20 protein-coding genes are annotated in these 23381 nt (G+C 32.2%); all 20 read right to left on the minus strand.

Features of this window, described 5'->3' with window-relative positions; translation table 11 throughout:
• Positions 1-8: 8 nt before the first annotated feature.
• Positions 9-1166, minus strand: a complete 1158-nt coding sequence (locus tag Q0820_RS00750) for an efflux RND transporter periplasmic adaptor subunit (RefSeq protein ID WP_298484295.1) — start codon at positions 1164-1166, stop codon at positions 9-11.
• 32 nt (positions 1167-1198) lie between these two features.
• Positions 1199-2461, minus strand: a complete 1263-nt coding sequence (locus tag Q0820_RS00755; protein WP_298484296.1) for an ABC transporter permease — start codon at positions 2459-2461, stop codon at positions 1199-1201.
• 1 nt (position 2462) lies between these two features.
• The gene (locus Q0820_RS00760) at positions 2463-3692 is read right to left on the minus strand and encodes an ABC transporter permease (protein ID WP_298484297.1); all 1230 of its coding nucleotides are present in this window, start codon (positions 3690-3692) and stop codon (positions 2463-2465) included.
• Positions 3685-4386 (minus strand): ABC transporter ATP-binding protein, encoded by a 702-nt coding sequence (locus tag Q0820_RS00765; protein ID WP_298484298.1) that lies wholly within the window; start codon positions 4384-4386, stop codon positions 3685-3687. The genes Q0820_RS00760 and Q0820_RS00765 overlap by 8 nt, the downstream gene beginning before the upstream one ends.
• 103 nt (positions 4387-4489) lie before the next feature.
• The gene (locus tag Q0820_RS00770) at positions 4490-5602 is read right to left on the minus strand and encodes an efflux RND transporter periplasmic adaptor subunit (RefSeq protein WP_298484299.1); all 1113 of its coding nucleotides are present in this window, start codon (positions 5600-5602) and stop codon (positions 4490-4492) included.
• Positions 5603-5636: 34 nt separating this feature from the next.
• Positions 5637-6896 carry an ABC transporter permease gene (locus Q0820_RS00775; RefSeq protein WP_298484300.1) on the minus strand — a complete coding sequence of 420 codons (1260 nt, stop codon included), beginning with the start codon at positions 6894-6896 and terminating at the stop codon, positions 5637-5639.
• 3 nt (positions 6897-6899) lie between these two features.
• Complete coding sequence (locus Q0820_RS00780) at positions 6900-8144, minus strand: ABC transporter permease (protein ID WP_298484301.1); 1245 nt, start codon at positions 8142-8144, stop codon at positions 6900-6902.
• A gap of 108 nt (positions 8145-8252) precedes the next feature.
• On the minus strand, positions 8253-8462 hold the full coding sequence (locus Q0820_RS00785; protein WP_298484302.1) for a hypothetical protein: 210 nt from the start codon (positions 8460-8462) through the stop codon (positions 8253-8255).
• 10 nt (positions 8463-8472) lie between these two features.
• Positions 8473-9006, minus strand: coding sequence for a DUF420 domain-containing protein (locus tag Q0820_RS00790; protein WP_298484303.1), 534 nt, complete (start codon positions 9004-9006; stop codon positions 8473-8475).
• 1 nt (position 9007) lies between these two features.
• Positions 9008-9715, minus strand: a complete 708-nt coding sequence (locus tag Q0820_RS00795) for an SCO family protein (RefSeq protein WP_298484304.1) — start codon at positions 9713-9715, stop codon at positions 9008-9010.
• Between the two features lie 5 nt (positions 9716-9720).
• Positions 9721-10347: a hypothetical protein gene (locus Q0820_RS00800; protein WP_298484305.1), complete on the minus strand. Its 627-nt coding sequence runs from the start codon at positions 10345-10347 to the stop codon at positions 9721-9723.
• An 83-nt stretch (positions 10348-10430) separates the two neighbouring features.
• Positions 10431-10814: a cytochrome C oxidase subunit IV family protein gene (locus Q0820_RS00805; RefSeq protein ID WP_298484306.1), complete on the minus strand. Its 384-nt coding sequence runs from the start codon at positions 10812-10814 to the stop codon at positions 10431-10433.
• A 49-nt stretch (positions 10815-10863) separates the two neighbouring features.
• Complete coding sequence (locus Q0820_RS00810; RefSeq protein WP_298484307.1) at positions 10864-11838, minus strand: cytochrome c oxidase subunit 3; 975 nt, start codon at positions 11836-11838, stop codon at positions 10864-10866.
• Between the two features lie 99 nt (positions 11839-11937).
• Positions 11938-12519 carry a cytochrome c oxidase subunit 3 gene (locus Q0820_RS00815; RefSeq protein WP_298484308.1) on the minus strand — a complete coding sequence of 194 codons (582 nt, stop codon included), beginning with the start codon at positions 12517-12519 and terminating at the stop codon, positions 11938-11940.
• 2 nt (positions 12520-12521) lie between these two features.
• Entirely contained in the window at positions 12522-13424 is a 903-nt protein-coding gene (gene cyoE / locus Q0820_RS00820; RefSeq protein WP_298484309.1) for a heme o synthase, read from the minus strand.
• Positions 13425-13641: 217 nt separating this feature from the next.
• On the minus strand, positions 13642-14445 hold the full coding sequence (locus tag Q0820_RS00825; RefSeq protein WP_298484310.1) for an energy transducer TonB: 804 nt from the start codon (positions 14443-14445) through the stop codon (positions 13642-13644).
• A gap of 118 nt (positions 14446-14563) precedes the next feature.
• Positions 14564-15268 carry an energy transducer TonB gene (locus tag Q0820_RS00830; RefSeq protein ID WP_298484311.1) on the minus strand — a complete coding sequence of 235 codons (705 nt, stop codon included), beginning with the start codon at positions 15266-15268 and terminating at the stop codon, positions 14564-14566.
• A 56-nt stretch (positions 15269-15324) separates the two neighbouring features.
• Entirely contained in the window at positions 15325-15678 is a 354-nt protein-coding gene (locus tag Q0820_RS00835; protein ID WP_298484312.1) for a VanZ family protein, read from the minus strand.
• A gap of 37 nt (positions 15679-15715) precedes the next feature.
• Complete coding sequence (gene gcvH / locus Q0820_RS00840) at positions 15716-16096, minus strand: glycine cleavage system protein GcvH (protein ID WP_298484313.1); 381 nt, start codon at positions 16094-16096, stop codon at positions 15716-15718.
• A 101-nt stretch (positions 16097-16197) separates the two neighbouring features.
• The gene (gene sprA, locus Q0820_RS00845; RefSeq protein WP_298484314.1) at positions 16198-23376 is read right to left on the minus strand and encodes a cell surface protein SprA; all 7179 of its coding nucleotides are present in this window, start codon (positions 23374-23376) and stop codon (positions 16198-16200) included.
• Positions 23377-23381: the final 5 nt, after the last annotated feature.

Genomic DNA, 23381 nt, shown 5'->3' on the forward strand with positions numbered 1-23381 from the left:
TGATGTTTTTACTCTTCACTTTCTTCGGAATCTTCCTCTTTTTTATCTTTATCACCAATTTTAATAGGCTCTGTTTTATTCCACTGTTTTACCTCATCTTCTTCAGTAATGCCTGAAATAATTTCTACATTAACTCCATCAGATATTCCAATTTCAATATTTTTTCTTTCAAACTTTTGGTCTTCTACATTACCATTAGCCACTTCTACATAAGGTTCATCTGTCTTTTTATCAAACTGTAGTAATGCTTCTGGAATTACAAGAACATCCTCTTTTTTCTCTAATACAATAGATGCATTTGCACTATACCCAGCTCGAATAAAAAGGTCCTCTTTAATTTCTACATCTCCTTCAATTCTAAATTGAACAGCTCCTGTTTCTTCTATACCTTTAGGTGCTATGAATTTTAATTTTGCATCTAACTCTACATCTTCAACTGCTCCTAAGCTAATTTTTAAAGGTGTTCCTACTTTTAATTTCCCTACTTCACCTTCATCTACCTTTCCTTCAAAAATCATTTTACTTAAATCTGCAATAGAAGCAATAGTAGTACCATCATTAAAATTATTACTTTGAATAACTTGATCCCCTTCTTCTACAGGAATTTCTAAAATTGTACCAGCCACTGTAGCTCTAATATTTGTATTTGCACTAGAAGAACCCCCAGAAGAACCCACTCTAATAATTTGATAATCTGCCCTAGAATTTTTTAGTTCCTGTTGTGCTTGGTTGTATTGTAATTGAATTGCATTAAAGTCTTGGCTAGAAATTACGCCTTTATCAAAAAGGTTTTTATTCCTATCAAATTCTATCTTAACATTATTTAATGCCAACTCTGCATTACGAACCCTACCTCGGGACTGATTTAAAGATTGCTCATTAGGAACCACTTTAATAAGAGCAATTAAATCTCCAGCCTTAACTTTTGCCCCTTCTTCTAAATATATTTTTTGAATAATACCAGAAATTTGAGGTTTTATCTCTACTTCTTCTTCTGGAACAACTTTTCCCGTTGCTACCGTTTTTTTCTCTATACTAGAAATAAATGGTTTACTAGTTTCATACGTAATTGCAGATTTGCTATTAGATTTTATAAAAAATACAGCAGCCCATAACGCACCTAATACCAAAAGACTTATTAGAATATACTTTACAGTTTTGTTCATTTTAATTTGTGTTTATTTTATGATTGGTTTTATTATTCTTCTCTTAATGCATCTATTGGCTTAATACTTACTGCTCTTTGCGCTGGAATTAAACCTATTAATGTTCCTAAAATTACCATGATTGCCAAAGCTCCTAAAACATAAGGTATGGGTACTGTTGGGTTGGCATATGGAAAGTCTGCATCTTTAGTAAAGGCATTTAAACCACTAAGTAAGCCCGCACCTAATATAATACCCACTACTCCTGCTATAAGGGTTAAAAAAACAGACTCTAATATAATTTGATTTCTTACTTCTGAAGGGGTTGCCCCTAATGCTCTACGCACTCCTAATTCTTTGGTACGTTCTTTTACCGAAATTAAAAGTATATTCCCTATACCTATTACTCCTGCCAATATGGTAGCTATACCTACTACTAAGGACATAAATGTTAATCCGTCTGCAAAACCCATAATTTCACCAAAGCGTTCGCCTAAATTAAAAGAACCAAATGCTCTTTCATCTTTAGGGTTTACTCTATGGGTACTTTTTAATATTGCTTTTATATCTTTTTCTACCTGTACAACATCTGCATCATCATAAGCAGCTATACATAAATACCCTACATTATCTCCAGAATTATACAATTTACGATACGTAGAAAATGGAATAAACATAGCACTATCCGAGTCGAAACTTACCCCTTGCGCTAGTTTATGTACTCCTATTACCTGAAAATATACATTCCCTACACGAACATAAGAGCCTACAGGGTCTTCTCCTTTTTTATAGAGCTCTTGTTGCACACGTTCCCCTATAACAATAACCTTTCTGGCTTGGTCCATATCTTCTTGGTTTATGAACCTACCTCCATCAAATATTTTTTTTGTAGATATTTTTGTATAAATAGGATAATCCCCATTTAATGTATAAGAACCAGATTTTTGGCCTCTAACAGTATATACTGGTTTAGAACCAAATTGCCCTTGCGTAATTCTTGGCGCTATATATTGTATTTCAGGAATTCTATTTTCTAAAGTTTCAACATCTCCCAATTTAAGCTGCATAGGCCTTCCCGTTTTAAAACCATCATACGGCATGCTTGTATTTTGTGCCCAAACAAACATACTATTCATAGCTACGGTTTTAAAAGCTTTATCAAAACCATTATCTAAACCTTTAGCAGCACCAGAAAGTGCTACATATATAAAAATACCCCAAAGAACACCTATTACTGTAATTATTGTTCTGGTTTTATTCTTACTTATAGAACCAAAAATCTCTTGCCATGTATTGCTGTCAAATAAAAACTTCATATTATTCGTCTCTTAATGCTACAATAGGTTTAATTCTTGCTGCTCTTTTTGCTGGTATATACCCTGCAATTGCGCCGAAAATAATTAACAAAACTGTTGCTCCAATTGCAATTGGCATATCAATGTAAGGGTCTGTTATAAAACGGTCTTTTAATTTATCTCCCATAGAATTTAGAATGGCTATTCCTATAATCATTCCTATAAAACCAAAAACTGTAGTAATAAAAACAGATTCTAATAAAATAGTTCCTATTACTGCTTTTGGGGTGGCTCCTAAAGCTTTTCTAATACCTAGTTCTTTAGTACGTTCTTTTACTACAAAAACCATAATATTACTAATACCTATAATACCTGCTATGATAGTACCTATTGCTACAAAACCAACAATCATTTGTAAAACAAAAGCCATTTGTTGGGTGTTTTTAAGTCCCTCTGCAACGTTTCTAACATAAAGACCGTTCTGATCATTAGGGTTAATAAACTTTTTATTCTTTATAAATTCTGTTATACCTTTATCTAATGCCAATGCTCCTGCATACCCTAGTTCTGGCCTAAAAGCTACAATAATTTGGTCTACCTTATCTGTATTTTTTTCTATTAACTGCCTTGTAGTATATGGTATATAAATACGCCTTTCTTCATCATCGCCCCCCTCATCTTGGTATACTCCAATAACTTTAAATGCGCTCCCCGAAATGTCTATATATTTTCCCATTGCATTTTTTGCACCAAATAGGTCTTTTTCTACCAGACGGCCAATAACCGCAGTTTTACTCTTTTCCTTTATATCTCTTGTATTAAGATACCTACCTTTCATAATAATAGTCTTCTCTGCAATTTGATGCGATGGTGCTACTGCTCTTGTAGAATAATTATTAGATTCATTTTTATATTTTACTAGACCATTTCTTGATATTCTTGGTGTAATATATTCTAGAAAAATTGGGAAATTGGTTTTAATATCTTCTAAATCCGAATTATCAAATTCTATTCGTCTTCCAGATTTATATCCTTTATATGGTTTTGATGTTTGCCCAGGAAAAAGGGTAATAATATTTTGCGCATCATCCTCAAAAAATTTAGAAAAAGTGTTTTTAAGACCATTACCAAAACCAAAAAGAACTACAAAAATTAAAATACCCAAAGCAACCGTAAACCCAGATAAGAATGTTCTAAGTTTATTTTTTTGAATAGTTTCAAAAATTTCTTTCCAGTTGTCTCTACTAAACATATTGAGATGCTCTTACTTGCTCTACTTTTTTGTCTTCAATAATAACTCCGTCTTTTAAATGCACAATACGTTTACACATGTCTGCAATATCTGGCTCATGGGTTACTAAAAGAATCGTATTCCCTTGGTCATTAATTTTCTGAATAAGGTCCATTACCTCATAAGATGTTTTACTATCTAATGCCCCTGTTGGCTCATCTGCCAAAAGTACTTTAGGTTCCGCTGCCATTGCTCTTGCAATTGCAACCCTTTGTTTTTGTCCCCCAGACAACTCATTAGGTAAATGTGTTGCCCATTCCTTAAGACCTACTTGCTCTAAATATTTTAGCGCTTTTTCTTGACGTTCCTTACGACCTACTTTTTGATAGTATAATGGCAGTGCTACATTTTCCATAGCACTTTTGTAATTTATTAAATTGAAAGATTGAAAAACAAAACCCAAAAATTTATTTCTATACTGAGCTGCTTTGGTTTCATTTAAATTTTTAATTGGAACACCATCTAAATCATAAGAACCTTCATCTAACTCATCTAACATTCCTAAAATATTTAAAAGTGTAGATTTTCCAGAACCAGAAGACCCCATAATAGCTACTAATTCTCCTTCTTTTACCGAAAAATTAATCCCTTTTAACACGTGCAATGAATTGCTACCCATTTTATAAGATTTGTGAAGATCTTTTATTTCTATCATAATGGTTATCTTATTTTTTGATGGCTATTTTTTAAACACATAACAGTTAGACTTCTAAGTTCCTGAATTGTTACGTTTTTCTTTCAAAATTATTTGTTAAATATTACTTAGACTCTTCATTGGACTCTATTTCATTCCAAACTTTTACTTTATCTCCTTCATTAACACCCTCTTTTACTTCTACATAAATACCGTCACTTACTCCTAACTCTACTTCTTTACGTTCAAATTCTTGTTCTCCAATTGCAATCTCTACAAAAGGTTTTTTTGTTTTACTATCATACTGTACTAGCCCTTCTTTTAAAGACAAAACGCTATCTGCTTTAGCTAATATTATAGATGCATTAGCACTTAACCCAGCTCTTATAAATGTGGTGTCTTTTTTACTTAACGTCCCCTTAATTTCAAACTGTATTGCTCCATTTTCCTCTACCCCTTTAGGCGCTATATAATCTAAGACAGCATTAAAAGTTTTATTTTCAATAGCTCCAATTGTAATTTCTAAAGGCAAATCTTCTTTTATTTTTCCTACTTCAGACTCATCTACTTTCCCTTCAAAAATCATTTTTTCAACATCTGCAATAGAAGCAATTGTAGTTCCTTCATTAAAGTTATTACTTTCTATTACTTGGTTTCCTACCTCTACAGGAACATCTAACACCATTCCACTAACAGTTGCTCTAATTAATGTATTTGCAGCATTACCAAAACCTCTTGTTGTACCTGTCTTTACAATATCGTATCTTTTATTAGCTGCACTATATGCTTGTTTAGCTTGGTCATAAGAAACCTGAGCTCTTTCTAAATCTACTTTAGATATTACTCCTTTATCATACAAACTCTTTTGTCTTAAATGATTTCTTTGCTGATCATCCAAGCTTATTTTTGCTTCATCTATAGTATTTCTAGCGTCATTAAGTGCATTTAAATTGGGTACTACTTTTATTTTACATAACAAATCGCCAGATGTAACATAATCTCCCCCTTCTACATATACTTCTTCGATTACTCCAGAGATGTTTGGTTTAATTAAAACCTCCTCTAAAGGCAAAATACTACCTGTAGCCATGGTCTTTTTTATGATTGTTTTTTTAGAAGGAATTTCTGTTTGATATACCGTTGGGTCTTCTGCATTTTTCTGATACAAATAATACATAGAAGCCCCAAAAGTTATTAAAATGCATAGTAAAATGATGATTGTTACTGATTTTTTCATTTTTAAAATTTTAATATTTATTTTGATTGCAATTTTATTCTGCTCTTAAAGCATCTATAGGTTTTGTTTTTATAGCACTCTGCGCTGGTATAAAACCAGCTAAAAGTCCTGACACAATTAATATCATTAAAGCAGCTACTACCACTCCTAGACTTACACTTGGATTTACAAACATATCTACAGGCCCATTCATATCTAACATTTTATTTATCCCATAAATAAATAATGCTCCAAAGGTAATCCCTGCCATACCAGATATTATGGTTAAAAAAATAGATTCCATTAAGATTTGTAATTTTATAGACCATGGGTCTTCTCCCAATGCTCTTCTAATACCAATTTCTTTGGTTCGTTCTTTTACCACAATGAGCATAATATTACTAACACCAATAATCCCAGACAACAAAACTAACACCCCAACGAAATATGCTATAAAACGCATAGCTCCAAAAAGACTTTCTACTCTATTGTATTGTTCATATAAATCAAAATTACCAACCGCTCTTTTATCTTCTGGGTGCACTTTTCTATTTTCTTTAACCAATGTCACAATACGTTCCTTTAGGTTAGAAATTGAGCTCCCATCATTTGCAGTTATAGCCATCCAACCAACATTATCTCCTCTATTAAATGCTTGCGAAAAAGCAGTAAATGGAACATATATTTCTTTTTGAGCTTCTTCTCCATCTCCATCGTTACTTTTTTTCTTATAGGTGCCAACTACTAAAAAACTAATTCCTTGTATTTTTATATAAGTACCTAAAACTTTTTCTCCTTTCTTGTATAAACCAGTCTTTACACCCTCACCAATAATGGCAATTTTCTTCTTCTCATTAATATCAGAGTAATTAATAAAACGACCTGAAGTTATAGCCATTGGTTCCTGTTTAATGATTTCTGGATAATCTCCATAAACATTATATGCTCCTACATTAATTCCTCTAACAACATTATTACCTCCACCAAAACCACCTAACCTATTTCTTGGGGAAACAAATCTAAGATTAGGAATATTATCTTTTATAGATTGCACATCGTCTACCTTAAAATTAAAACGCCTCCCTTTTGGTAAGCCTTTGTATGGTTTAGTGGTGTTTCTTGTCCACATAAACATTGTATTGGTTGCAATATCCCCAAAATCGGACTTAATTCCATTTTCTAACCCCTTACCCGCAGCCAATAGGATTATAAGTATAAGAATACCCCAAAACACTCCAAAAGCAGTTAAAACCGTTCTAAACCAATTACTGGTTAGCACCTCTAAAATTTCTTTCCAACGATCTTTATTAAACATATTTTATTCGTCTCTTAAGGCATCAATTGTATGAATACTTGCTGCTCTCCATGCGGGGAAAAAGCCAGCAACTGCTCCTGCAAAAATTAATACAAATACTGTTGTTATGGCTACATTAAAATTTACAGATGGATTTAAAATATAATCTACCTCTATATGTGGCCCTACAATTTCTAGTAACCCCATACTAAATATTAATCCGGCAAATCCGGAGAGGGCGGTGACAAAAATAGCTTCATGCAAAATCATACCAACGATAGACCAAGGTTTTGCCCCCAAAGCTTTACGTATTCCTATTTCACGGGTACGCTCTTTTACAACAATGAGCATAATATTACTAACCCCCACTACTCCTGCAATTATAGTACACACACCAACAAACCAAAAGAAAATTTTTATACTATTTGTTAGGTTAAAAAATCTTTTTGCTTCTTCCATAGCACTCCACACTTCTATTGCGCTATCATCTTTGGGAGATATCGTATGAGCACTTTGTAAATACCCTTTTAAATCTTTTTTAAATTGTATTGCTTGAGCAACAGTTTCTTCAAAAGTTTCTGCCGGAGTTAAAGTGTAAGATAAATTATTAACCCTATCTCCTCCATTAAAAGCTTTCTGAGCTGTAGTTATTGGAATATAAATTCTTTCTTCTTCTCTATCTTCCTTTTCTTTAAACTGACCAATAATCTTAAAAGGAATTCCTGAAATTTCTATAAACTCTCCTATTGGAGTTTCTAAATCTCCAAAAACATCTTTTCTTATTTTTTCTCCAATTACGGCAACTTTACCTGTACTAATTTCATCCTGATAATTTATAAAACGCCCTGCTGTAATTTTAGCATTTTCTATTTGTTGAAACTGACTAGAAACCCCTTGAATACCATAAGCTAAGGCTTCTTTTCCGTAATTTACCGAAACATTTCTAACAAAAATTCTAGGAGATTGGTATTCTATATTTTCCTCTAACAGGTGGGTTGAAAATTCGTAGTTCTCATTAGTAAGAGTAATTCTTCTTCCTGGATTAAGACCTTTATATTCTATTGTAGTTACACCAGGCCACACCCAAACACTAGTAGCTGCGTCTTGTTCAAATTCTGCGGCAATTCCATTTTGCATACCTTGTCCAAATCCCAATAAAATAACCAGAATAAATATCCCAGAAGCTACAGAAAGACCAGTTAAGAATGTCCGTAGTTTATTTTTTTGAATGGTATCAAAAATCTCTTGCCATCTTTCGATGTCAAACATAGGTTGATTTTGATTGATTGATGATTACAATACAAACGTACTGCACCCATAAGACTCCGAAAAGATAAAATTGTTACAGTAAAAAAGTGTTAAAAAAAACACAAAACGCTATTTCATTCTTTTGTAGATAAAATAAAACACGCCACCTACCAATATATACGGTATAGCCATAAGATAAACAATGCCATTATTTACACCTTCTGCAGTAGTAGTATTCTCTCCGCTCTCCAATACGGCTCTACACATAGCACATTGCGCTTGCAAAAAGTCTGGAGCAATAATAAAAAATAGAAAAAGAATTACACTTATTTTTTTCATACTAACATTTTTATACATGCGTATAATATGGTGAAATCATAAAGTAAACTACCACTCCTGTAATTGCGACATATAACCAAATAGGGAAAGTAATTTTAGCTAATTTTCTGTGTTCCTCATACTTATTTAAATATGCTTTAGCATACGTACGCAATACAAGTGGTATTATTACTATAGAAAGTACAATATGAGAAATTAATATAAAGAAGTAAACATATTTTACAACACCTTCTCCACCATAAGAAGTAGAATCTGACGTCATGTGATACCCAATATACATCACTAAAAACAAAAGAGATAAACCAATACAGGTAGTCATTAATTTTTGATGCAATTTTTTATTACCATTCTTTATTGCCCAAACAGCAATTACTAAAAGAATTGCAGTAAGGCCATTTATTCCGGCATAAATTGGAGGTAAAAAAGACAATGGTTTAACATTAGGAATTTTAACTCCAAAAAGTATTGCAACAACAATTGGCACTATAATAGATACAATGGTTATAAGCCTATTAAATTGTTTTTCTTTATTTGTATTAGACATTTTATTCTGCTAGTAATTTTTTAATATCCTCTTTTAAAATAGAAATTTGTTCTGTTTCTCCTTCCTCGTTTTTTCCTTGTTCTGGAGTAATTGCTCCTCTGTAATATATTATTGGGTTATTAGCCGCATCTAGCCTAGAGCGTATAAATCCTTTTTTATCTATTAAAGCAAACATTCCTGAATGCTCAAAACCACCAGCAACCTCCTCATTTTCCTTTGCAAAAATATAAAAACCTTTATTAGCTAATTCATAAATATCTTCCCTATCTCCTGTAAGCAAATTCCAGTCTAAATTTGTGATTCCATGTTCCTCTGCATATGCCTTTAAAACCATTGGAGTATCATGTTCAGGGTTTATAGTAAAGGAAGCAACTCCAAAATCTTTAAACTCCTTAAACTCATCTTGAAGTTCTACCAAATTTTTATTCATAACTCGGCAAATAGATGGGCATGTAGTAAAAAAGAACTCTACTACATATACCTTTCCTATGTAGTCTTTATTAGTAACAACTAAACTGTCCTGGTTAACAAAAGAAAATTCTGGCACACTTCTATGTTCCCCGTTAACATCTATAAATGCTAAACGGCTCATTCTATCATTATCTACAATAGTACCAGTTTGGATCCTATCTATAATTCTTGGAATAAAAATAATTCCAAAAACAAGAACTATTAAAGAAACCCAGACATATGTATAATTCTTTTTCATAAGTACTATCTATTTGCAGCGTTCTTTTTAAGAGCCATACGGTATTCTGCAAGAATAATCTTTACATCATCTTCCATCTTATTATTTAATTCCGCTACAGAATTAGCGTTAAAACCATATTTAGTACCCTCATCTTCATCTGATGTTCTACCTCTTAAACTTAGGTCTTTATCCACTATAAAAACATAAGGAGTGGAATAGTTAGCATCTAATTTAATATTGGTTTGCAAACTATTAAAGACATTTTTAATTTCAGAAGTATCTGCAAAGACAAAGTTCCACTTATCTATATTTACTAAACCTCCAAGTTCTTTCTTAAGCTCTTCCACTTTATCTTCTGCCCCTACAGGAACCATCATTACAAATTGAAAATCTTTAAACTCAAAAAATTGCTTATATATTTTCTGATTTAAATTAAAAGCTGCTCCTTTTTTAACTTCTACATTACTACCTAAAAATCCTAAAATAGATATCTTATTAGCAAAAGTTACTTCTGTATTTAAGGAAGATACGTCTTTAATATTCTCTGTAAGAATAGGTAATTTACCAAAGTTATTTACTCCAGATGCAAAAAAGAGATATGCAACAACAGGTAGTATAAAAAGCACTACTAAGACAAAAACTTTTTTCATATATGTATTAATAAAATAACTGTACAAAAATAAAAAAGACGGTGATTAAACCGTCTTTTTTATTTGTTAATTCTATATATATTCTAGAAATTCCAAGTAACAAAACCGTCTTTATAAACTTCATAAATATAATCGGCCTCTGTTAAAAGAATAAATGTTAAATAAATAACTAAGAATATAGGTGTCCAAACTATAGCTCTTCTAAAAGAAGATTTTTCATCTCTTAGGTGCATAAAGTCCCATGCTATGTAATATGCTTTCACTAATGTTAAGATGATGAATATCCAGTTTAATAATTTCATCCCTAGTACAGAGTTTCCCGTAAGAGATTCTGGCTTTATAATACCTAAAACAACTTCTACTGCAGTAACAAGAGATAAAAAGATAAGTACTCCCCAAATTTTTTGCGTGTTATTCTTAAACTTTAAAAGACCTCTAAATATTTCTAATTTGTGTTCGTGTGCCATTATTTATGCTTTAAAATTTCAATAAAATGAAATGTATATCTATTTTTTATTAAACTAGGTAAAAGAATGTAAATACAAATACCCAAACTAAATCTACAAAGTGCCAGTATAAACCAACTTTCTCTACCATTTCATAGTGTCCTCTACGCTCGTAAGTACCTATTACAACATTAAAGAAAATAATAAGGTTTATTATTACCCCTGATAATACGTGAAAACCATGGAACCCTGTTATAAAGAAAAAGAAATCTCCAAAAAGTCTACTACCGTATTCATTGTGTATAAGATTAGCTCCTTCCACAACTTGTGTTGCACTTTCTAATTTCTTTAAAGACTCTTCTCTAGAAAGTAATGTTTTATGCCCTTCTTCATTAATAGTTTCCGTACGAACTAAAATGTTAGAATCTGCTTTAAATCCTTTTACTACTTCTTTAACAGTATAGCTTGGCATATAACCTTCATCATAAAACCAAACTCCGTTTTTGTTTTCGTGTTCAACTCTTTCTCCTGGGATAGTTATTGCAAAATCTTTTAATGCAGCTCTTTCTCCAGAATCTGCTTTAACAAATTGTAATATTCTACCACCTTTTGTTTCTAAAGCCCCTTTATCTCCTTTTATAAACGTATTCCACTCCCATGCTTGAGAACCAACAAAAATAGCACCTCCAATAACAGTTAGGAACATATACCATATTACTTTATTCTTTTGCATTTTATGACCTGCATCTACAGCAAGTACCATAGTTACAGAAGACATAATTAAAATAAAGGTCATTAACGCCACATATATCATAGGATAACTACCATGTGTAAATGGAACGTGTGTAAAAACCTCATCTGCAATTGGCCAAGTTTCTATAAACTTAAATCTAGAAAAACCATATGCTGCAAGAAAACCAGAAAATGTTAAGGCATCCGAAACAAGGAAAAACCACATCATCATTTTACCATAACTTGCTCCTAGAGGTTGGTTATCACCACCAGCCCATGCGTTCTCTTTTGTACTTGTTACTGTAGAATTCATAAAAAGATTACTATTTTATTAGAATTTTGGACAAAAATACTTTTTTTTTCTTCTTTAGAAAAGCCGAATCCCTATCAAAACTCACTTTATTTAAAAATATTATTTAACAATTGTCATAAACAGTACTAAATACACCCATAAGAGGTCTAAAAAATGCCAGAAATTAGCACCTAAAATTACACCCAACATATTATCAGAATCGTATTTACCTTTTACTTGGTTATATATAACAACTAACAGAGATATTAAACCCGCAACAACATGCACAATATGCACCATTGCTATTAAAAAAACATAAGACATTTTTACGCTACTAGTTGGCCCTGTAAAATAATACCCTTGTGCTACCATTTCAGAAAAACCATTGAATTGCAATACAATAAAAACAATCCCTAAACCTAATGTTGTAAATAACAACATAGTTCCGTTCTTAGCATTACTTTTTTTAATGGCTCTCCTAGCTAAAATGTAGGTTATACTACTAAGTATTAAAACGGCCGTGCTAATATAAAAGGAAGACGGCAAATTAATTTCTGTAACCCAGTCTTCTCTTCTACTACTAATTATGTATGCACTAGTCCATCCCGCAAAGCCCATAAGTAAACTTATGATACCAAACCAGAGCATCATTATTTTTGCTCTTGCATTTTTTTCTTTTGCTGTTCCTTGTGTTAAATCCATTTTTATTGTAAAAATTTATCTATAACATAAACTATTTGCATTAACGTAATATAGCTTACACTTGCTAACATTAATTTTCTAGCAGATTTATTATCTCTTTTTTCATATAACTTAAATGCAAAAACTAGCATTACTAATCCCATAACAAAAACAACAATTGCAGCTGGTATAGATAAATGCAGTCTCCCAGTAAAACCAAACGCAGGAATTACAGATATTACCAACATCCAAATAGTATACATTATAATTTGTAGTGCTGTTCCTTTATCTTTTTTCCCTGTAGGGAGCATTTTAAAACCTCCTTTTTTATAATCCTCATCTAACATCCATGCCAAAGCCCAAAAATGAGGGAATTGCCAAAAAAATTGAATCATAAATAAAGTACCTGGCTCAATACCAAAATCATTTGTAGCAGCAACCCATCCTAACATAAAAGGAATGGCTCCTGGAAAAGCACCAACAAACACAGATAAAGGAGTTATTGTTTTTAAAGGTGTATAAACACTAGTATAAAGAAAAATAGATATTGCCCCAAACATAGCCGTTTTAGGGTTTAAGATGTACAAAGAAATAATACCAATAACTGTTAATATTACTGCCAAAATTAAAGCCTTATTCACCGTCATTCTTCCTGCAGGAATAGGTCTATTTTTAGTCCTATCCATTAAAACATCTAAATCTTTTTCTATTATTTGATTAAAAGCATTAGAAGCTCCTACCATGCAATAACCACCAAATGATAAAAGAAGAATTGAAATGAAGTTAATTTCTAAAGCTCCTAGAAAATAACCAGCAATAGAAGAAAACACAACACTAACAGCAAGCCTTGCTTTTGTAATCTCCTTAAAATCAGCATAAATTAAAGACCAGGTCTTTGTTTCTACTGTGCTAACCGCTGTTTTCATTTTAAACCATCTAATTGAGGGCTGCAAATATAACCCCAAGTCTAATTTTTTGCAACGATTTACATGTATTTATATTTATATAAAGAACATTACGACAAAGTTAATCTAGTGAAAACGAATATTTTAAAGAATAATCTTATAATTAAATATTATAAAAACAGGATTTTTAAAAACAAAATGCAGCAGCAATAGTAGTTGCTACTGCATTTTAGTATTATTATAGATTAAGCTTAAAATTTATTGGAATACTAAAAGGAACCCTAACCGGTTCTCCTCTTTGTTTCCCTGGTGTCATTTTTGGAAGTTTACTAATAATCCTAGCAGCTTCTTTTTCTAATAATTTATGAGGCCCTCTAAGTTGTATATCTGATATATACCCATCTTTTCCAATCTTAAAACCAACATGCACCCTCCCTTTAATTCCTAATTCCTGCGCTTCTTCTGGATACTTAAAATTACGTTGTATATGATTTTGCATTTTCTCTGTAAAACAAGCCAAACGCTCTTCCTTACCAACATTTTCACAACCAGGAAAAATAGGCTTATCTTCTACTGCTATAAAAATTACTTCCTCAATTATAGGATCAGGATCTTTAAACTCAATAGTATTAGGGTTTAAATTTTCACTAGTATCATCCTTTGGTTTATCTATAAATTCTAACTCTGGCTTTACCTCCTTATCATTTTCTATTATTTCAAAAGAAGTACTTTTAACCTTTGGCTTTATGATTTTCTTTTCTTCTGGGACTTCCACCTTAACATCCTTCAAGTCTGGATAGTACTCCAAAACTTCAGGTTCTAATTCAGTATACACCATCTCATTTCCTTGAAAAGACTCAAAAGACGCTTCTAAAGCAAAATAAACTATGGTCATAGCTATTATTAAACCAAATTGAAATCTTGTAGAACCTCTTTTTTGTAAATTTACACTGTGTTTGCCATTTTTATGGCTTACTCTGTTGCGCTTGCTGCTATTCTCATTGCCGTGAGAATTTGCAGGATTACCTGTGTTATTATTCATAATGTTACGTTTTAGACCCGTTACCGGGATTGTTATAATTATGTTAAAACACAAGAAGCGTACCAAAAAAAAATCCCGAGCCTAGGCTCGGGATTTTAAATATTATATATGGAATATTCTATTGTAACTTAAAGGTAATTGGAATACTAAATGGTACTCTTACCGCTCTTCCTCTTTGTTTACCTGGAGTCATTCTAGGAAGCTTACTAATAATCCTAGCTGCTTCTTTCTCTAAGTTTTTATCTGGTCCACGCATTCTAACGCCACCAATACTACCATCTTTTTGAATAACAAACATTACACTTACACGACCTTGAACACCCATTTCTTGAGCAATTTCTGGGTAACGGAAGTTTTTACCAATGTGCTTTTGCATCATTTTGTTAAAACAAGCTCTTTTATTGCTTTCGTTTTCACAACCAGGAAAAACTGGCACGTTTTCAATAACAGCAAAAGGTACATCAATATCTTCTTCAATTTCTTCTACTTCTACATCTTCAACCTCTATAACTTCTTCTTCTTGACTAGTTTCTGTAGATTCAATTACAGTTTCCTCCACTTCCTCTTCATCTTCAACTACCTCAATAATTTCAGGTGCAGCTGGTGGTGGTGGTGGTGGTGGTGTTTTTATTTGTTCAGTCATTGGAACTTCTTCATCTAAATCATCATCAACATTCATTGAAACGTCATACTCATTAGTTTTTTCGTATGTTTTCCATTCTAATGCACGCCAAACAACTAACATAACTACAGCTAGTCCTATAACAAAGTATAAACTACTATTTTTTGTTAAATCCGCTTTTGGATTCTTCTTAAGTTCCATATTTATATAATTTAGTGATTGCTAATTTAACTAATATTTTAATAGAAATGCAAATACTATTTCCATTTTAACGCCCATTTCTTAGAAAAATAGCTTTTTATTGCTATTCCCCCACAAATTGCACCAAAACTATTTGCTAAAACATCTAACACATCTCCTTGTCTATCAGAAGTATATGTTAATTGTAAAATCTCAATAACTATGCCGAAAATAATTGCAAAAAAAATCATCCATAAAACCCCTTTATTTAAAGCTGTATTTCCTTTTGTTTGTTCTCTTACTGCAAAGACACCTAAAATAACCGCTCCAAAATAAAATCCAAAATGCACCACTTTATCAAAATGAGGTATACTTATTTTTGGAGTACTACTCTCTGAAAAAGAAAATAAGCTGGCAAATGTTACTAACATCATCCAGCTTATAAATAAAATTCTATATATACTTTTTTTAAGCACCTATTAACTCTTTATAAGCATCTGCACTTAACAATTCTTCTATTTGAGAAGCATCCGATATTTTTATTTTAATCATCCAACCTTCTCCATAAGGGTCTGTATTAACTTTTTCTGGCTCTTCTTCTAAACCTTCATTAAAAGCTATTATCTCTCCACTTAATGGCAAAAATAAATCCGATACAGTCTTAACTGCCTCTACAGTTCCAAAAACTTCGTCTTTATCTAAAGTTTCGTCCAGTGTTTCTACTTCAACATAAACAATATCACCAAGCTCTCCTTGCGCAAAATCTGTTATACCCACTGTAGCAACATCGTCTTCTATAGTAACCCACTCGTGATCTTTTGTATATTTTAATTCCGATGGTAAATTCATAATATATATTTTAATTAGCGAAACAAATGTAACAGATTCTTTAACAGTATTCAAAAAAATAAGCTACTTAGTTAAGCTGATTTCTACAGAGCTATTACAACTTAGTTTCCAAAATTATACCTAAGCGTAAACCCTGCATTTATAGTTGTTTGTGGAAATGCTGTAGAAACTGCAAACTGAGAGAATGAATGATCATAAAAGAATAGCGCATTTAAACTCTTACTTAATGCATAGTCTGCCGTAAATTTAATAGACAATAAATTTTGTCCCGAAGTAATTTGGTTATTGTCTATATCTAGGTTTCTAATGATTGTAATATTATCTCTTAGAGTTACATCTGCTTTAAGGTTTAAATCTCCCTTAAGTCTTGTTTTTTCTCCTCCTATATTGGTAACAAATTTTACATCTTTAATTCTATACCCTAATCCTACCGTATATTCTTTTCCGTTTATCTCAGTTAGTAAATTATTATCAAAACTTAGAGAAAGAGCTCTATCTGTACGTATTTCCGCAAGCACACTCACAGAATTCTTCATTTCAAAATCTACTCGCATTAATGGATTAAACTGATCTGTTAAAACTACATTACTAATAATATTATCTGGCAACACATCTCCATTTTCTAAATTTACATCTCCATTTTGCTTTTCTAGATTGGTCTGAAAAGAATTAATACTATATGATGCTCTATAACCATGACTTAAAGAAAAACGTTTAAATTTCTTTTTAAACCATTTGTTTCGCATTAAACCAGTATACTTAAGATTCCAGTTTGGAATAGGAATAGATCTAAAGGCATCTAAATTAACTCTATCTGCTTTTTGCCCAGTATATGCAGCAAAAAATGCTGGTAATAAAACCTCTTGTTGTGTTTTACCATAACGCTCTGGAAAACCATCTGCATCTAATGCTCCAACTGTTTCTCCACGATCACTAACCAATCTATTAGCAACAGTAATTCTATTTTGTTTAAATTCTTGAAACGTATCCGAATCAAATTCATCACTTTTTCCAAAAGCAGTACCAATCATTATTGTGGATATACTAAAGTTTCCAAAATTATTTCCTAATAAGTTTTCATATTGATACTCTCCGTTTCCTAAATCATTAACCTGAAAACTTTCTTGGTAACTATTAGAATACTGCCTATCTGCAGATAAATCTATTGTTAAATCTTTTATTGGTTGCGCAGTTGCAGTAATATTTAGCTGCTTATTTGTACGTTCAACATATTGCTCATTAAACTCTTGAAAAGGAGTTAACCAACCGTTACGAGCAGCTTCAAAACGAACATCGGCCTGGCTACCAAAAATAAAACCTACAGATGGCCTTGTTGTACCAATAAAACCAATAGATTGTGTATACCCTGGAAGCACTTTACCATTACTCTCATTGTAATTTACATTTAAACGCTTTACCATAGTCAAAACATCTACAGCTGTATTAAACAAGCCACTTGTTTTTCCTTTTTCCTTTTTAGCCTCTTTTGTGTTTCCTGCTTTATCTTTTCTGGCAAGTGCATTTTTTGCAGATGCTTTACCTGTTCTCTTCTTAAGCCCTAAAAGGTCATAAAATTTTTGCATAGTTAAAGACGCAGTAAGGTTATGCGTATTTGCATTTTGCACCGTATTAATTGATGCTTGATAGCCTAATGCATCTGAAGCCACCTCTGCCAATGCATCGCCACCACGTTGCCAATCAAAATTACTTGTATAACTATACTGGGCACTTATAAAATCTAACGCTGGTATCTTGTTAAAAGGTATTTCATAATTTAACTGCATTTCTTGCGCATGTCTATTTGGCTCTCCTATATCAAAGAAACCATCCCACAATTCTAATGTTTCGTCTATTCTAGAATCTGGATTACCATCTTCTTCAAAATAATTACGAACAATACTATTATTAGAACCAGTTAAATTTAATCTAAGTGATTTTGTTAAACTATAGTTTACAGCATATTGCCAGTTAAATTGATAATTTCTTTGTTGTAATTCTGGCAGCTCTAATTTTTCTACACCTTCCTCCAACACATCTCTAAAGCGTTGCTTATTAAACTGCCTATTAATATTAGAGTTCACTGATATACTACTTGGCAAAAGGTTTAAGTTTAAATCTTTTAACCATTGTAAATACTTCCCGTTAAACAAAGAATCTTTCTTTTTAAAAGGCGCTACCTCTACTGGTTTAAAATTATGATTATAAACAAAACCTGTATTAACATTTTGATCCCTTAGTTCTGAAATCTCAAAATCTCTATGGTTTGTTTCGTTATAAGAATAATTAAATGTAAAATTTTCAATGTCATAAAAATTAGCATCCGCTTCTTCCCCTCTATTTTTTCGAACACCTATTAAATTAATACTTGTACGTTTTGTATAATCTTCTGCTTGTTCTAAAATATCATCTGCTTGTTGTTCCGTATCTGCAGCATCTACTAAATCATCTAACTTTAAATCATCATAAACAGGATCAAACTCTGGTGTAATTAATTGCTCTGATATTCCGTAGTTAAAAGGAACTTGAATACCCCATTTTTTTGGAAGCAATTGCCCTACATTAACATTGGTAACTACATCATAAGAAATAGCATCTTCTCTAGCTCTTTCATTTGGCATTTGGTCTACGGCACCAAAACCAGAAGTACTTCTACTACCTGTTGCAGATACATTTGCAAAATCTGCAATATTAGCATCTACCGCTGCAACAGCTGCCCAACCACCATTATTATCCAAACCAGCTAAACGAAGTTCGTTAAACCAAACTTCTCCACGAGCTCTTAAATTATCTAAGTTTTTTATACCCACCATCATAGAACGAATACTACCTAAAGATGGATTTCCTTTTATACCAACACGTATTCTTCCTAAGGTTCTTGGCGCAAATTCTGTTGTTGGAGTTATAGTTCCGTTTTCTACTTCAAAATATTGTGCTTCGTTAAAATTACCGCTTGCAATTAATTCTGATTTTATTTTATTTAAATCGCTAACAGAAACTTCTAATTGATTAACATCTGGCCAAATTTCACTTTCAGACGTTGCATTAAAAGGAGTAAACTGTAACGGCAATTCTATTTGATAATAATTCTCAGAAAAATCTGTTCCAATTCTTAAGAAACCAACTAGTGGCGTAGCATTATCCGAATAATCACCATCATTAATTTTCTCCGCATGCATAAACATTTTTAATTTTTTATACTGACGGATATCTATGTTTAAATTTTTGAAAACACCTCTAGAATCTTCCGACTCCAAATTTTCAACTTTAAAAGATAAGGACTGCTCGTTTTGACGGATAATAGTATTGTTATTATTTAATTGCTCTCTTACTACTCCTGGAGGCAATACATAAGGTATTGGGTTTCTTGTACTATTCTCTTCTACGTTTACAGTATTTACATCTATTATTGTACCGTCATCTGCTGCATTATTATCAATATCGTCTTCTTGTAAAGATTTTGTATATGTACGCCAATCTCCACGAACTAAGTCTAAAGTAGCAAAACGCAATACTGTTGGACTAGTAAAACCTGTCATATACATACGCATAAAACTAACCGACCTAAAGTCATTAATACCACCAACAGCTTCAGAAAAATCACTTAATGGAATTTTATATTGGATCCATCTACGGTTTAAACTAGAACCATCTGGTAATTCTGGAGTAATTCCTTCTTTTATATCTGTTACATATTTATCATTAACAGTAGTGTTAGGTTTTATTTCTATTCTATATTCATAGTAGCTATTTACCGTATTCATAGTTAAATCTCTATCTATATCTTCTACGTCTGGCAAAGTTGTAGAACCTCTATTAGTATTAGAAACTCCTACAGGAGAGTTACCATCTGGGTTATTAAAATTTAAATAACGCTCTAAAATGCCACCTTCTTTATTAATATAATATTCATAATTATCTAATGCAGGATCTGCTCCTGAATTATTATTAAAAACAGTACCTTCATTAGCATCACTTAAACCATCAAAACCAACATCTTGTATAGTTCTATTCGCTTCTTCTGCATCAAACGCATACACTAAAGCTTGCGTTTGCGGAACTTCTCCCCAGGAAGTAGGAGCTGTAGATTCCGTATTCTTTGTATCTGGCAAACCATTTTCATACTGCTTTTTACCATCCCTTAATACATCTTCCGATATATTTCCTAAATTCAAGACTAACTCCCCAGGACTAGTAGCTATACCATCTACATACGGATCTAACACCCAAAATTGAACAAATTCTACATTAGACTGCTCAAAATCTGTACTACTTAAGGAACGCATAATTCCTGCCCATTTATCTGTAGAATTTTCTCCACTAAAATCTGGGTTATTATTATATGGCCCTTTTTGATTAGGATAATATGCCATATCTAAAGTACTTTGCACTCTAGTTTGCCCTTGAGCTTGATCCGTCTCTGGAAAAACTTCATCTATAAAAACTCTACGAGTTGGATTTGTAGATAAATCACTATCACTAATACCAGAAGGTCTTTGGTTGGTATAAAAAATTGGATCAATAGTATACCATGCCATTTTTGCTCTTCCGTGACCATTTAAAAGGTTATCTGGATCTGTAACTCCAGAGCCATATAGTCTTTCATTTTTAACTTCTCCAAATTCTAAAGGTGTACTAGCAAGTGTCCATCCTAAAGATGCTCTAATATCTATTAAAGCTTGTGCCCCTTCAAAATCATCTAAATAAGTTGTAGTTTCTCCTTGAAAATCTGCATTCTTTGGTGAGTTTGGCTTTAACCAAGCTATTTCTGCACGCATAGAAACATTAGAAGGCACATCAGTATCTATATTTGGAAGCTTATTTACCATTCTAGTTAAGAATGGAACTTCCGTAGAGAAATTTCCATTTAATCCAAAAATGGTGTTATTTACTGGTTCTACTCCATAATTAGATTTCTGCGTTAAAGGCCTTTCATTTAAATTTAAAAATGTACCTCCTAAAACAAAATTCTTATTAAATTGATGCTCTACGTTTACACCAGTAAACCTTCTTGTTTGTTGCCCAAATACTGCATTATTTTCTACAGAAATATTTATTGGCGTGTTTGATGCTTCTAAACTTGGATCTAAAATCTGTACGGTTCCCGCTTGGTAATTTACGGTATAATCTATTCCCTCTTGTAATTGACGGCCACCTGCAGTAACACGAACAGAACCTCTAGGAACATTAAAAGCCCCTATAGGAATTCCATTATTTCCTTCCGATTTGTAACGTCCTTTTAATAAAAATTTATTTTTTTCTGGGTTTTGAAGTGCAGCAGCTTTAGTTAACTCATACATGTCTTTAAAGACATATTTTTCTTGGTTTTGATTAAATGAATTTTCATCTGTATAGTTTCCGCTACCAAGTTCATCAAATAAAAACTCTCCAAATGGTTCTACTTTTGTAAAAATTATTCTACCACTCTCCGTATCTACGGTTAAACCTGGGATAAAATCAAAGAAACCATCTCCACCTTTTTGCACATCATTATACGTATTTAATCTATCTAAATTAAAAACATCTAATAATATTCTTTCTTGTAAATCTTTATTTCCATTAATTGGAGCCGGAAAAGGCTCTACTGGTGTAATATAATTTCTTGGTGTAGGATCCGAATATAAAATATTCATTTTAAAATCTTCCTGACTTAATCTATATGCTCCAGTAGCATAAATATTCTTCATCATTAAGTCCCAAATAGGATCCGTAATATTGGTAATATTACTTTTTAATAGTTTAAGAACTAACGTATTATTTTCTATTATTGGGTTTACTCCCCCAGATACTGTTGTTGCATCCACCCCACCATTTGCAAATTCTCCTACTTGGTATACTTCTCCATTATAGGTATATTGAAAAGCCACACCTAAAACTTCATCATTGCTTAATCGTTGATTTAAAGAAATATACCCTAATTGGGTATTATACTCATAATCTCTATTAGGCTCTAATTTTCTCGCATTTTCTAAAATAGCATAATCAAAACCTTGGTTTACTTGGTATCCTGGAATATTAAATCCTGCTTCTACAGTTGCAATATCTCTAATAGATTCTGTTAAAGCTCCAGAACCTATTGCCATAGGGTTATAATCATTGGCATCATTCCTAGGCAGCCTATTACTAGGATTATTAAAAAACCCAGATGGATCTCCATTTTGAGACCCAATTCTTGTTTTATCTTCTAAAGCTTCTCCTAAATCCTGTATTGCCACAACATTTCTAACATTTAATGTTTGTTGGCTACGGTTAGTTACCCAAACTTCTAGACGAGTTATTTGTATTTGACTACGTATGTACGGGTAATTCTCTAAAGCTTCATCATAATTATCTCTAAAATAGTGAGACAGGAAAAAGTGTTTATCCTCATCATAATCTAAAGCTGTAATAGAAAACTCATTTACAGTACCACCACCTTGTGCTACAACGGTATTATTCTGAGAGCGTTGTTCCGAGAAAACAGCTGTTACCCTAGTTTTTCCAAATTGCAATTGTGTTTTTACACCAAATAAACTTTGCGCTCCTGTTATTAAAGAGCTATTTAAAGGCATATTTACGTTACCAACCTCTATAGATTGTATAATATCATCTTCGGTTGGGGTGTAATCTAACTTTACAATATTTTGAAAATCGAAAGTTGCTTCGGTATCGTAATTTGCTGTTACTTGTAAACGTTCTCCTATTTTACCAAGCATACTTAAACTAATACGCTGGTCAAAATCAAAAGATAAATTTGTTCTATTTCTTGGTGATAAGGATGGGTTATCATTTTTTTGCCAAATAACACCTAAATCCATTGCCACAGAACCTTGTGGTATTACTTCTATACCACCTTCTCCAAATATGGATTGAAAAAATTTATTGTCTTTATAAAAAACTGGAAGTAAATTTTTCTTAGCCTCTTCACTCCCTGCTTTTTTACCTGCAAAGGCATCCGACTTTTCTTTAAAGTAAGACTTAATGCCTTCTCTTTTTACTAATTCTAAATATTCCTCTGGAGTAAGTATTATTGGGTACCCAATATCAAAATCTCCTATACTCTCATTATATACATAACGATCTAGCTCTGCATCATAAATGTACTTAGAGACTATACTTTCTGGGTTTTCAAGTAAAATTTTACCCAAATCGAACCCTGTTTTCACAGAATCTACCTGTTGCTCATTAGCTGTTTCCCCTGTATTATCTTGTGCAACAGTTGTAACAACTGTCCCAAAAAACAAAACAAATAGGAAAGCAAACTTAAATGATAATTTAAGATTTTTTTTTGCCCCTTGTTTCAAACTTT

It is taken from the genome of uncultured Maribacter sp., assembly GCF_947495965.1.
Lineage (GTDB): Bacteria > Bacteroidota > Bacteroidia > Flavobacteriales > Flavobacteriaceae > Maribacter_B.